This window comes from Arenibacter hampyeongensis (genome assembly GCF_002909255.1).
GTDB lineage: Bacteria > Bacteroidota > Bacteroidia > Flavobacteriales > Flavobacteriaceae > Arenibacter > Arenibacter hampyeongensis.
Genome location: NZ_PIOB01000001.1, coordinates 85,361 through 98,374 on the forward strand (window position 1 = coordinate 85,361; position 13,014 = coordinate 98,374).

The window sequence follows — 13,014 nt, forward strand, 5'->3', positions numbered from 1 at the left end:
TCCACATGATCTCCATTCCTTCTGACGCAAACCTTATTTCTTTGTCTTGTAATTGATTATGTACTCATGATAGCATACCAATTACTATAAAGGAAAACAGTTACAGTAGGCGAATAGCCATTGGGAAGTAGCTCCTAGCTTCTGTAAATGTTTTCCACTTCCCAACCTAAAAAAAGGAGTACTCCAACACACTTAATGTGTTGCTGAAAAATATTTGGACCAGTCCGAACAGCAACACCTATGTCTAATTTTTAACAATAGAAAACATGAAAAAAATAGCTTTATTACTCGTTCTTGTAATTTCAAATCTGTCCTTTATTTCGTGCGACAAAGATAACGTAGCAGATACTGACGCTTTGTATCAAAATCTTTCAGCCACGGAAGGGGATGATGGTGATGTGAAAAAAAATCCTGATGAAGATTAATCTTCCTTTCCCATTATTGGGTATTTAATTAAAAGCGTTCCTATAATGTGAACGCTTTTTGTATTTTGGAGGGATGAAACTTAAGTTTGGTTTGTCCCTCTTTTTTGTACTCATTTTCAGTTGCTGCCAGGCAGGGTTTTCCACTGAATATGTTGTGCATAATTATGACCACAATTATGCTGTTACCTTAAAAAAATCAACGGATTCAATAGCCCAACTAAAAAAACAAATTGGTGCTTTTGCAAAAAACAAAGACTATGGGAAGGCCATTATCCATTCCAAAAAATTACTCGAACAAGCCCAATTTCTAGCCGATAGCAATCATATAAGTAATGCCTATTGGAGACAAGGTTACTATTTTAAAATAATAGACCAATTAGATTCTGCTTATTACTATTTAGACAGATCATTTACCATAAATTTAAAATTAATGGATAGTATCGGTGCCGGTGACCGATTATTGGATATGGCCAATATTCAGAAAAGCTTAGGCGATTATAATGGAGGCATGATAACGGCTACGGAGGGTTTACAATATTTGGAAGGCTCCCAAGAAATAGAATCCATTACTGGTCTGTACCAAACTATTTCAGTCTGCCAGAAAGAATTGGGTAACTACCAAGAAGCCCTCCGATGGAACAATAAAATTTTTAGTTTGTTAAACCAGCATCCTTCTCCGGACATATCTACAGAAAATGTGTATGCCATGAGAATTACAAGAGCAAATATATTAGCGCTACTAGGTGAATTTAATACCAGTTTTGGCATTTTAGATAGTATTGCCAATAGCACCCAAGAAAACAATCAAGAACAATATTCACGCGCCATATGCAATAAGGGGCATTATAAGTGGATGGAAAATAAGAGCAACCCGGATAGTGAGTCCCTCCTTTTAAACTCCTTACAAATACGTCAAGAATTAAATACCGTTTCTGGACTAATATCAAGTAACGTTCATTTGGCAGAATATTATTTTGATTCCAATCCACCCAAGGCCTTGGCTTACGCTCAAGAAGCCATGAACAACTCAAAAAAACTAAATAATTCTGTCGCCATATTGGAATCTTTGGATCTTATATTACCCTTAAAAAAAGCCCTTGCCCAAGATGTATCCGAAGAGGCTATATTTTACTCGAATGTGCAAAATAAGCTCGAAAAAACAAAACAGGGAGTGCGTTCTATTTATGCTGCAACAAAATATGATAATGATTACTTAGAAAGAAAGAACCTTATCCTATTGGCCCAAGTTGCCATTAAAGAGAAACAGAAAATTATGGCGTTTTCAGTTGCTTTATTTTTATTGGCACTGATAGGCTTCGTTATATATTTTAAAAATCAGCAGAAAAAAAAGGAACAGTTGGAGACAGCTTATAAGACTGAACTACGCTTGTCTAAAAAATTACATGATGAGCTCGGCAATGATATTTTTTACTTAATGACCCAGGTACAAAAAGACTCTCCCGAAATGCCGGCTTCTAAAAACACAATAATTTTGCAAGGTTTGGATAGCATTTATAAAAGAGTAAGGGATATTTCCAAAGAATTTACGGCCATTAATACTGGAGAAAATTTTGGAAAGGAATTTTTTGCCCTGCTTAATTCCTATAGCTCCATTACAACCAAATTAATAACCAAAGAACTTGATCCCAATTTTTGGGACGATATCTCCGCAAAAGCTAAGATTGAAGTGTATAGGGTATTGCAAGAATTATTGGTAAACATGAAAAAACATAGTCAGGCTTCATTGGTTGCCATTACTTGTACAAAGACCAAAAAACAAGTTACCATTAACTATAAAGACAATGGGGTAGGCTTTTCCGTGAAGGAGAATTATTCTGGAAACGGTCTTAAGAATGTGGAAAACCGTATGAACGGTTTAAAAGGAAATATTAATTTCGATTCAAAACCAAACGAAGGTGTCACCGCCACCATTACGTTTGCCATTTAAAATACATATGCAATTCAACAGGATATTTGTTTCGGAGGATATAGACAGTAACAATCTAGGGGTCATTACCATGCTTCAATCTTTGGGATATACCAATATAGGACATTCCCAGTACTGTGATGAAGCCCTTTTGAAACTAAAAAAGGCAATAATGGATGGCAGTCCATATGAGCTTTTAATAACCGACTTATCCTTCGATAATCCTAGGGATAAAAAAAACCTCCTAAGTGGGCAAGAGCTTATTTCGGCAATAAAAGAAATTTATCCAGAAGTCAGAGTAGTGGTCTTTTCTGTGGAAGACGATCACAACACCATAAAATCTTTGTTTGAGGACCAAAAAATTGATGGGTATGTATGTAAGGGATTGAACGGTCTAAAAGAACTCAAGAATAGTCTTGAAGCCATTTCCCAAAACAAACAATTTACCTGCCCTATCGCCACAGCCGTTTTACAACGAAAAAATGTACTGGAACTGGATGCCTATGAACAGCAGCTCCTCCTGTTTTTGGCCCAAGGTCACAAACAAAATGAAATAAGTACGTTGCTAAAAGAAAAGGGAATAACTCCCAACAGCATACGATCTATTGAAGCCAACATCAGTAAATTGAAAGATTATTTCAATGCCTCCAACACTACACAATTGGTTTATGTAGCTTCGAGTATGGGGCTGATTTAGTAAATGATTAACTTCAAATTTGAGTGTCCCGCAAAACGAACTTTAAAAAACGGACACAACCCCAAATCCTTACCATAACTTACCTGCGCCTGGATCCTGCCCGATTTTTGTAGTGTTCGGGAAGATAATCGTAAAGCAAAAATCGGACAGGGCGCACTTGCCTAGGTAAATTTGGAACATCATTTTTTTTGATTCGTGGCAATAACCGTGCGTTGGCAAAGATAAAGGCCAAGGGCGTTCTTTCTACGCCCTTGGCTTTTATGAGTGGTTCCGAGGGGGTTGGAAAATCCAGAGGTTTTTCAACTTCCACAGGAAATTGGATGTATTTTGTCCAATCGCCCCTCTCAAATTCTCTTTGCCCATACTGATATTCCTAGTGCAATTCTTTTTCTATCTTTATTTTAAGCTTTTCGAAATCTTCAGGGCTCATGTCCAATTGCAATCTGGACTTTCCAAAACTGCTCTTTACGAATTGTACCTTGTTCAAAAGAGCAATAAATTCTGCCCTGTTCTGCCTTAGGTCTCGTTTTAGATTGGTATATTTTCTTTCCATCACAAGGGCCTCCTCCACCTTTTTAAAGAACCTATCCCTTTCTGGGTCGTCTTCCCCACCCTCCATCAATAAGGGTGCTTGACCACGTTTTTTTCGGGGCGAGTGTTCAAATAAAAGTTCTATCATTGCCTTGGTCGGAAGTACCCCATTCTTTTCCATATTATTCATCATGGCCGCCATTGCATTGAACCTTTTCTTGATCAGGTTTGTTATGGTCCTCACATTGGGACCAAGGGATTCCCTAGGGGAAATCTCGTTATAGATAAAAAAATCCAGCATCGTCTGCAGTGCTTCCGTATGGGTCTTGAAAGACCGCCTCGAAAATTTTTGGAAATGCTTAGCTGTTTCACTCTTAAAGCGTATACTTTTAAATGAGTTCATAATTTTCTGATTTGTCGCAAATTCTTCCCTAAGAATGGGTGTTTACAGGGCATTTGTCGCAAATTTATAAAATGTAAAAAATCAAAATATACATAACCATCTATAAATCAATATGTTATGAGCTTAAATAAATACGTAACGTGGCTTTGCCCGTTACCCTCTTGCTATTCCTTTGCTCCGTTTTACTTCGCAGCGGAAGACCTTCTTTAAAACTTCTAAAAAGCTTCTCCCTAGTTATGATTTTTTTAATGTCCCCTCCAAACGGTACATAAACTCCAATAAGTCCTCTTTTTTCTTTCACCAGCTATTTTCTTCGGCTCGGGCCGTCCAACTTTAGCCGGTTGAACATCCTTATGAACCTATCCGAGATCTGTGTTCCGTAGCGATTCCCAATCTGGGAAAGGCTTAAATTCGTCGTGACATGTGTTTTTGTCCCAAGGCTTTCAAAATTCCGATAACGGTTTAAAAGTATCCTAACAAATATTTCCTCCTTCCCGTACTGGTAAACATTGTTCCCCACAGTTTCCGATCCCAGATCATCGAATAGAAATGTCCCCTTGGAATAGTAATCTATAATGTGGTCCTTGTTCTTTTCAGCATTGTATTTTGCAACTACCTCTTGTGCCGCAATAGAGGGAAACCACAATTCCCGCAACCCATATTGTTTGGACATGTTCTGGATGATCTTAAAACTAGATGTTTTTCCCGTTCCATAGGAGCCAAAAACTATCAGGCCTTTCCTAAGCGATATGTTGTCCACATTTTCGAATTCGGGGTCACGGTTCCAATACCGACAGAAATGTCCCAAGAAAGTCTTGTTAGTATCGTCCACCTCGAAATCGAGATCCATCCGGGCATAAAATTCCTGTGCAGCCCTAAAAAAAACTTTTTTAAAAAGTTCTGGGGCGCATAACGGTTTAAGTTCCGTTTGCTTTTTTAAAAACTCGTCTGACCATCCTTTTTCCATATCGCCTATTCCAATATTGGACTTCTATTATCTTCTTCTTCTTCTTTTAAAAAGGTAAATTCTTTTTTTTCTTGTTTTATCACTTGTTTATTATACCCGACACTTTTGACCATACTGGCCTGACAAAAGTGTCCAGGCTGCACCGATAATACTGTCCGGGCCGGGTCGCCAGTTTTAAACCCAAAACTCAACAAACTTTTGAGGTAGCGTTTTCTTCCATTAAAGGAAGTCTCCTCTATCCAGCCCAATGACTTTAGTTGGGAAATGTACCTGGTGACCTGTCGTTCGGAAATATTTAGAAAGGAAGCGATGTACTTATTGGACATGTAGCACTCCATACCGTTTTCGGTAAAGCTGTGTATCTCCAGGAACAAGATCTTGGCATACCAGTTCACCTCCGTGTTCAGGTAGATCGATCTGGGTATCCAGATCCCCTGAAAATTTCTCTCCGTAGTTTTCATACCAGAGAAATTATCTCTTGTTCTTGATTAGGGACTCATTGAAACGGTGCTCCAAGGTCTCGTCCGATAGATCTGGTTCCCCCAATAGCCAAGCATCTATGGTATCCTTGTCAAAAAATTTCTGGCGGATATGGGGATTGTTGCCCATGGGAATCAACTTTAGCTGGGTCAGCTTGTAGATCTTGCTTTTGGAGAGTCCTGTGTAAAGCGCCAGGTCTTCCACGTTCATTGATTTCTTGTTGTGGGAAAGTAGCCCCTTAATTTCCGTTAAGAGGTCCACCACTTTTTCTTGTTCTTCCATGATATTTGCTTTATGATTTTCTTCAAATTAGAAAAGCAGATAGCACCAAAAGAAGAACCAGAAAATTTTAACTAAAAAAAACAATATTATTTGAGGGATTGATAACGATTATTGAAAATCTGCTAGAATAACGCAACACGCAATTATCATCTGGAAGTATATGATAGTGGAAGCTATCCATGATTTACATTAATCGCATGGTGGTGATTAATGCTGTAGGAGCTTAATCAAGAATAAATTGGGGAGTTTTTGATATAAAATCAAACGGAAAAAAAATGTTGTACCTATGTTGTACCCATGAAAAGAAAAAGGCCTCACGATTTCTCGCAAGGCCTATTCTCATTAAGCTCCCCCTCTTGGGCTCGAACCAAGGACCCTCTGATTAACAGTCAGATGCTCTAACCAACTGAGCTAAGGAGGAGTGTATTTTTATCGCCTAAGCGGGTGCAAATATAAAATGTTTTTTCAAATACGCCAAACAAAAAATGGCCGTTTTACACCTAAAATTTAAAAATATTTATTTCTCCTATAAAAACTTCTTGATGATATTCCAGATATCGTTCCCGAATACCACTGCCATAAGCCCCATAAGTATAACAAAACCAATTATTTGGCCTGTTTCCAATACTTTCTCGCTTGGCTTTCTGCCAGAAATTATTTCGTACAATAAAAACATTACATGCCCTCCGTCCAATGCCGGAATAGGAAGAATATTCAAAAATGCCAACCATACCGAGAACATGGCCATAAAATTCCAAAAGAAAATCCAATTCCATTTTTCAGGCATCAATTCTACTATTCCAATGGGCCCTTTTACCTGTTTGTAAGCTCCGGTCTTAGTGTTGAAGATTACCTTAAATTGCCTTATTTGATCCGTCAATACCTGTATAGTCCTGTTATAACCTGCCGGTATAGCTTCAAAAATGCTATAATTATCGGTTACCCGTAAATCGGTATCATCCAATTCAATTCCTATCACCGCCTCTTCGGGAACTGTTAATTGTAACTGCTGGGTGACCCCATCCCTAAGAACGTTCAGGGTCAACTTCTGATTGGCAGAGCTCCGTATTTTCGGAACCAATTCATCCCAAAACACAGTGGATACCTCATTTACCCCTATAATTTCATCTCCTGACAATAGACCTGCTTTTTCGGCTACCGAATTGGGAACCACTTTGGCAATAATCGCTTTTTTTCTATAATCCAAGAAATTTTTACCCTGGGTAGCAAAAACGGTCTCCTTGCCTTCATCCGACAAAGGAAAAGTAATTTCCTGGCCGTCCCTATTCACCGTTACCTCATCTCCGAGAATGATATCCAAAACAGCCTCCCTAAATTTCCTGGTTTTCTTATCGTCCACCATCAAAATTTGATCGCCTGTCTTTAATCCCAATTGTTCGCCAATAGAATCTACTACAATACCGTATTTTAGGCTATCTGAAGGAATATAGGTATCCCCATTACTTGCCAACATGGTAGTATATATTACCCAAGCCAACAAAAAGTTTACGATTACCCCGCCTGTCATTATAATAAGTCGTTGCCAAGCCGGCTTGCTTCTAAATTCCCACGGTTGTGGTTCTTGCTTCATTTGCTCGGTGTCCATGCTCTCATCGATCATCCCGGCTATCTTTACATAGCCTCCCAATGGCAACCAGCCAATTCCATATTCCGTATCCCCTATTTTCTTCTTGAACAGGGAAAACTTTACATCAAAAAACAAATAAAATTTCTCCACTTTGGTCTTGAAATATTTCGCGGGAAGAAAATGGCCCAATTCATGGAGAATCACCAAAATGGATATGATAAGTACAAACTGTACAATCTGTATTGCTAACGTCATTAAGTATTTTTTTTAAACTATAAAAGCGCACAAAAGTACATTATTACGCGGTCTTAAAAAAAAACTATTCCGCCCAAGGGTTTTTTTTAAGAAAGATTTAGTAGCGTTCCACCTAAAGAATCTTGAATTATCTTGGCATCTACACTACCTTTGCCAAAAAAACATGCGTTCGTTTTTTGCCAAATTTAAATTCTTGGGAATTGTTCTTCTCCTCATTTCCGGGGTCATCGTTTCCCTTTTCTACAATGCCCTTCAACCCAAAAAATTATTGCCCGTTTACCAACCTGCCATGGTAAATTTCGAATTGGTGGACAGCACCCTACAGCATGTTAAAAAATACCATACTATTGCTGATTTCGCATTGACCAATCAAAATGGGGAATTGGTGACCCAAGAGGACTACCACAACAAAATTTATATTGCCGATTTTTTCTTTACCACCTGCCCCACAATTTGTCCCATAATGACAAAAAATATGGTCGGTATTCAAGATAAAATTATAAATGACCATGACGTATTACTGCTTTCCCATTCCGTGACCCCGGACATTGACTCGGTTCCACAGTTAAAAAAATACGCCTTGGAAAAAGGGGTCAATGATAGTAAATGGAATCTTGTTACCGGAGACAAAGGGCAGATATATGAATTGGCCAGGAAATCCTATTTAGCCGTTAAGACCGATGGTGATGGAGGCCCTTACGATATGATCCATACAGAAAACTTTATTCTAGTGGATAAAGAACGTAGAATTAGAGGATTCTACGACGGTACCAACTCGGACGAAATGGAGAAATTGCTGAGCGACTTGGAAATATTGAGATCTTCTTATAAGGACTAATATTTTATAGCGCTCCTGACCATTGAAGGGGCCGGGCAATATTTGGCCTTTCCAATTCCAAAACCCCAATTACCTGCTTTGTTTCAATAAAAAAACAGTTACTACCCATCAATCGGAAGCAACAGCCATTCAAAGCGTCAACTTTTTATGGTTTTACCTGAATACTTCATCTTTTTCTTTTATTTTTGTGCTTAATTAAAATCAATCTAAATAAAAATTGACTACAACAGTAGCACATTTAAGGCGAGGGCAAAAGGGTATCATCAAGGAATTTGCTGATGGAATTCTTCCTATTAAACTATTGGAATTAGGTTGCCTCCCTGGCAATGAAATAGAATTGGTACAGGTGGCCCCTCTGAAAGATCCCATATACATTAACGTTAACGGCACACATATCGCTATTAGGCGTTCCATGGCCGCCTTAATTGAGTTAGAAATTATTGAAGATTCCCCACTATGAGCAAACAGATCAAGGTTGCTCTTATAGGCAATCCCAATACTGGTAAAACTTCGGTTTTTAACCAACTTACCGGTTTAAAACAAAAAGTTGGGAATTACCCAGGTATTACCGTAGAGAAAAAGGAAGGGATCTGTAAACTGCCCCGTGGCGTAAAGGCGCATATATTGGATTTACCCGGCACCTATAGCCTTAACACTACTTCCTTGGATGAAAGTGTAGTGGTAGAACTTTTGCTCAATAAAAATGATAAGGATTTCCCAGATGTTGCCGTTGTCATCAGCGATGTTGAAAACTTAAAAAGAAACCTTCTTCTTTTTACCCAAATAAAGGACCTTAAAATTCCGGTTATCCTGGTCATCAATATGGCAGATCGTATGTCCAGAACTGGAATTTCCTTGGATATAGCGCTACTGGAAGAAAAGCTGGATACCAAAATTGCATTGGTAAGTACTAGAAAGGGAACGGGTATAGACCGAATTAAGGAATTGATCGCCGACTATAAAAACCTATCTATTTCTCCCAATGTTGATACAACGGTAATTGCTCCGGATTATTTCGAAAAATTGAAAGCAACATTTCCTAAGGAAGATCAATATAAACTATGGCTTGTAATTACCCAGGATGTAAATTTTATGCCCATAGAGAAGAACCCGATCACCATTACGGCCTCTTTTGCCACCAAATCCAAATCGGAACTAAAAAGGCTGCAACAAAAGGAAACCATTCTTAGATATCAATTTATAAATGGTATCCTAAAACAGGCATATAAGGTAGATATTAACGCTGCCAAAGGTCTCAGGGCTACCTTGGACAAGATCTTGACGCACAAAATATTTGGATATGCTATCTTTTTTATTATCCTACTCACAATTTTTCAAGCCATTTACGACTGGAGCAGTTACCCAATGGATTTCATTGACGAATCCTTTGCTTCTGCCAGTGAATGGGTCAAAGACACTTTACCCCCAGGAGTATTTACCAATTTAATTGCCGAAGGAATCCTTGCCGGGATAGGCGGAATTGTCATTTTTATTCCCCAAATAGCCTTTTTGTTCCTTTTTATTGCCCTCTTGGAGGAATCTGGCTATATGAGCCGGGTTGTATTTTTAATGGACAAATTGATGCGTCCTTTTGGCTTAAGCGGCAAGAGCGTAGTGCCATTGATTTCGGGAACGGCATGTGCAATTCCAGCTATTATGGCCACTAGGACCATTGAAAACTGGAAGGAGCGACTTATTACCATTTTGGTTACCCCCTTTACTACCTGCTCTGCCCGCTTACCGGTTTATCTGATCATTATTGCCTTGGTTATTCCTGAAGGTAGATTTCTGGGGCTTAGCTATCAGGCATTGACCTTAATGCTCCTTTATCTGATGGGATTTGGAGCCGCTATATTTTCGGCGATGATCTTGAACAAGATCATGAAGATCAAGAGCAAGACCTTCTTTGTCATGGAAATGCCCAATTATAAACTCCCTCTCATTAAGAATGTTGTTTATACCGTTTGGGAAAAAACTAAAAGTTTTGTGCTAGGGGCCGGAAAGATTATTTTGGCCATCTCCATAATACTTTGGTTTTTGGGATCGAACGGATTTTCGGATGATTTTGCCAATGCAGACGAAATTGTTAGTGAGCAAATTGAAGAACAAGGATTTTCGGAATTTAATAAAACCAATATTGAAAGTTCGATGACTGCCTACAAACAGGCACTTCAGGATAGCATTGGGAAAAAAACATATGTTTTGGACCCTGTTGCAATAAGCGACTCCCTAAGACTGAAAGAAATGGCTCTAATTGAAAAAGCTACCAATCAGGAAATTGCAAGTTACAAACTGGAAAACTCCTATATGGGCTATATGGGCAAGGCTATAGAACCTGTTGTGCGCCCACTGGGGTACGATTGGAAAATTGGTATTGCCGTCCTAACTTCCTTTGCGGCCAGAGAGGTCTTTGTGGGTACCTTAGCCACTATATATAGTGTGGGTAGCGATGAAGAGGACACCATAAAGAACAGAATGGCGGCCGAAATAGACCCTAGAACCAAAAAGCCCCTATTTAATTTGGCCTCAGGTATTTCCTTACTGCTTTTCTACGCCTTCGCCATGCAATGCATGAGTACGCTCGCAATAGTAAAACGGGAGACAAATACCTGGAAATGGCCAGCTGCACAACTGGTATTTATGAGTCTTTTTGCGTATATTGTAGCATTGATTGCATACCAGATTCTAAAGTAATCCGGACAATCAAAAAAGAAAAAATGTAACGGATTTTGGTTCCTATAAGTAAATAAGCGGCATTAAACCTTTTTCCTTTCAACACCCAAAGCGGATAATAAAAATGAGCATTCTTCAACACATATTGGTCTATATCACAGTGGCCTTGGCCTTAGGGTATCTAGTAAAGAAATTCCTATTGCCAAAATCTTTGTTTGCAGGAAAGAAACGCAGCTCCAAATCTTGTGGTGATGGGGATTGTGGCTGTCATTGATCTTAGTAGAAAGCATTTATTTCTTCCATCCATGCTTAAAAATACTTTTTATAAAGTATAATAAATCTGTCTTAAAATAATCACAAGTCCATTGCTTTAAGAAATCCAATTCCTTAATTTGGTGTTCATTAGATGACCTGTATGCTCAATTTTAAAGCCCTATTTCCCATTTTTATAGTTGCATTCGGATTCAACTTTAATCAGGCCCAAGTAATCTCCTCTGTGGTAAGGGACTCTGCCACGCAACAGCCCATTCCCTACGCCACTATTCTTCTATCCAATAAAAAAGGGGTTATTACCAATGAAGAAGGCCGATTTAGTTTGCTATTAGATCAAAATAGTAGAGATACCGACTCCCTTTTTATTTCGTGTATAGGCTATGAGGGTTTACGCAAGCCATTGAATCAATTTACGGAAGCTGTCATTTTCCTAAGTGCCAAACCCATAGCACTAAATCCTGTAATTGTAAGTAACAAACAATATACCGCGGAAGAGCTTATAGAGCAGGTAAAAGAACATATCAATAAAAATTACAGTACAGCCCTCACCAAAAAACGCTTGTTCTTTAGGGACTCCTATCATCAAAACCTTACCAAATCCAATTATACTTTCAAAGAATCTACCATAGATGCCCTCAACGAGAAATTCTTGGACAGTGTCCTGAATACCATTCCAAAAAAATCGAGCCGATACACCGAAATATTGGGCGACTTTTATGGCAATTATGAAAAGGACAATCAAAAACTAATGTTGATAAAGGCTTCAGATCTTTATGATAAGCAAAGCGAATTGGACCTAACGGCTTTGGAAGAAAAGTTCAATGATATTCTAAAGGAAAATATAAAGCCCGATTCCTATTTCAAAATTAAATCGGGCCTATTCGGCACAAAAGTGGATGCCGACGAAATAATTACCACCGAGAGTGAAGGTGCAGATGCCGAGGCCTTGAAAAAAGAATTGGAAGAAAAGAAAAAAAAGGAAGAAAACCGAAAGAAGAATTTCGCTTCCTTTAAAAAAGGAAGCCTAGCCAAGATTTTGGAAAAACAGTTCTTTCTAAAAGATTCGGACCTCAATTTCATCCATAAAGACAATAGGTACAATTTTACATTGGTAGATTTTACCTATATAGGGAATGATGCAGTTTATATCCTTGATTTTGAGCCCAAAAGGTCTGCGGACTACCAGGGTAGGCTGTATATCCATGCCGATGATTTTGCTGTAATCCGATTGGATTACAGCAATGTTAAATCCCTGAGGACCTTTAAGCTTTTGGGAGTCTCTTTGGACCAATATTTGGATAAGGGGAAGATGATATTCTCCAAGAATGAAGCAGGAGTTTACCATTTACGCTATTTTGAAGAAGAACTGGGCGCGAAGGTGGCCATAAAAAGGCCTTTGAAAATCATTGAACTAAACAAGCGCGTAAAGGGAAGGAACAAACAGAACGAGCTTTCCTTAAAAATAGATATGGCTAGCAGTGGGGTAAACAGGCACGAAGTGATCCTTTTTGACTCTGAAGCCATAACTACCCAACAATTCAATGCCGTTCTGGAAAACAATACCGTTCTTCCTACCTATATGCCCAACTACGATCCTGAATTTTGGAAGGGGTATAACATCATAGAACCCAACCAGGCAATAAAGGATTTTACGGCCCAAGTGGAGGTTAAATAG

At 38.7% G+C, this 13,014-nt stretch carries 13 protein-coding genes and 1 tRNA gene; 8 read left to right on the plus strand and 6 right to left on the minus strand.

Annotation, left to right across the window (positions count from 1 at the left end):
- Nucleotides 1-266: 266 nt before the first annotated feature.
- The 3 genes from CWD91_RS22595 to CWD91_RS00365 all read left to right on the plus strand — a co-directional run bounded on the left by CWD91_RS22595 (nucleotide 267) and on the right by CWD91_RS00365 (nucleotide 3,049).
- On the plus strand, nucleotides 267-425 hold the full coding sequence (locus tag CWD91_RS22595; RefSeq protein ID WP_157943687.1) for a hypothetical protein: 159 nt from the start codon (nucleotides 267-269) through the stop codon (nucleotides 423-425).
- A gap of 73 nt (nucleotides 426-498) precedes the next feature.
- Nucleotides 499-2,373, plus strand: a complete 1,875-nt coding sequence (locus CWD91_RS00360) for a sensor histidine kinase (protein WP_103438978.1) — start codon at nucleotides 499-501, stop codon at nucleotides 2,371-2,373.
- 7 nt (nucleotides 2,374-2,380) lie between these two features.
- Nucleotides 2,381-3,049 carry a DNA-binding response regulator gene (locus tag CWD91_RS00365; protein WP_103438979.1) on the plus strand — a complete coding sequence of 223 codons (669 nt, stop codon included), beginning with the start codon at nucleotides 2,381-2,383 and terminating at the stop codon, nucleotides 3,047-3,049.
- 373 nt (nucleotides 3,050-3,422) lie between these two features.
- Here the strand turns inward: CWD91_RS00365 and CWD91_RS22745 are convergent, their stop codons facing one another.
- The 6 genes from CWD91_RS22745 to rseP form a co-directional block, all read right to left on the minus strand.
- Complete coding sequence (locus CWD91_RS22745; RefSeq protein WP_192877613.1) at nucleotides 3,423-3,983, minus strand: BfmA/BtgA family mobilization protein; 561 nt, start codon at nucleotides 3,981-3,983, stop codon at nucleotides 3,423-3,425.
- A gap of 304 nt (nucleotides 3,984-4,287) precedes the next feature.
- Nucleotides 4,288-4,950 (minus strand): P-loop NTPase family protein, encoded by a 663-nt coding sequence (locus CWD91_RS00380; protein WP_103438981.1) that lies wholly within the window; start codon nucleotides 4,948-4,950, stop codon nucleotides 4,288-4,290.
- Nucleotides 4,951-4,955: 5 nt separating this feature from the next.
- A complete protein-coding gene (locus CWD91_RS00385) occupies nucleotides 4,956-5,411 on the minus strand; it encodes a helix-turn-helix domain-containing protein (protein WP_103438982.1) in 456 nt (151 codons plus the stop codon).
- Nucleotides 5,412-5,421: 10 nt separating this feature from the next.
- On the minus strand, nucleotides 5,422-5,712 hold the full coding sequence (locus CWD91_RS00390) for a helix-turn-helix transcriptional regulator (RefSeq protein ID WP_103438983.1): 291 nt from the start codon (nucleotides 5,710-5,712) through the stop codon (nucleotides 5,422-5,424).
- Nucleotides 5,713-6,059: 347 nt separating this feature from the next.
- Nucleotides 6,060-6,133: transfer RNA gene (locus CWD91_RS00395), tRNA-Asn, on the minus strand.
- A 105-nt stretch (nucleotides 6,134-6,238) separates the two neighbouring features.
- Nucleotides 6,239-7,555: an RIP metalloprotease RseP gene (gene rseP, locus CWD91_RS00400; RefSeq protein ID WP_103438984.1), complete on the minus strand. Its 1,317-nt coding sequence runs from the start codon at nucleotides 7,553-7,555 to the stop codon at nucleotides 6,239-6,241.
- Nucleotides 7,556-7,718: 163 nt separating this feature from the next.
- On the opposite strand from rseP, the gene CWD91_RS00405 reads away from it, so the two are divergent.
- The 5 genes from CWD91_RS00405 to CWD91_RS00420 all read left to right on the plus strand — a co-directional run bounded on the left by CWD91_RS00405 (nucleotide 7,719) and on the right by CWD91_RS00420 (nucleotide 13,014).
- The gene (locus CWD91_RS00405; protein ID WP_103438985.1) at nucleotides 7,719-8,393 is read left to right on the plus strand and encodes an SCO family protein; all 675 of its coding nucleotides are present in this window, start codon (nucleotides 7,719-7,721) and stop codon (nucleotides 8,391-8,393) included.
- A 217-nt stretch (nucleotides 8,394-8,610) separates the two neighbouring features.
- Nucleotides 8,611-8,853, plus strand: coding sequence for a FeoA family protein (locus tag CWD91_RS00410; protein ID WP_103438986.1), 243 nt, complete (start codon nucleotides 8,611-8,613; stop codon nucleotides 8,851-8,853).
- Nucleotides 8,850-11,087 (plus strand): ferrous iron transport protein B, encoded by a 2,238-nt coding sequence (gene feoB / locus CWD91_RS00415; RefSeq protein WP_103438987.1) that lies wholly within the window; start codon nucleotides 8,850-8,852, stop codon nucleotides 11,085-11,087. Before CWD91_RS00410 ends, feoB begins: the two co-directional genes overlap by 4 nt.
- 103 nt (nucleotides 11,088-11,190) lie before the next feature.
- Entirely contained in the window at nucleotides 11,191-11,340 is a 150-nt protein-coding gene (locus CWD91_RS22750) for a hypothetical protein (RefSeq protein WP_192877614.1), read from the plus strand.
- Between the two features lie 141 nt (nucleotides 11,341-11,481).
- Entirely contained in the window at nucleotides 11,482-13,014 is a 1,533-nt protein-coding gene (locus CWD91_RS00420; protein WP_103438988.1) for a carboxypeptidase-like regulatory domain-containing protein, read from the plus strand.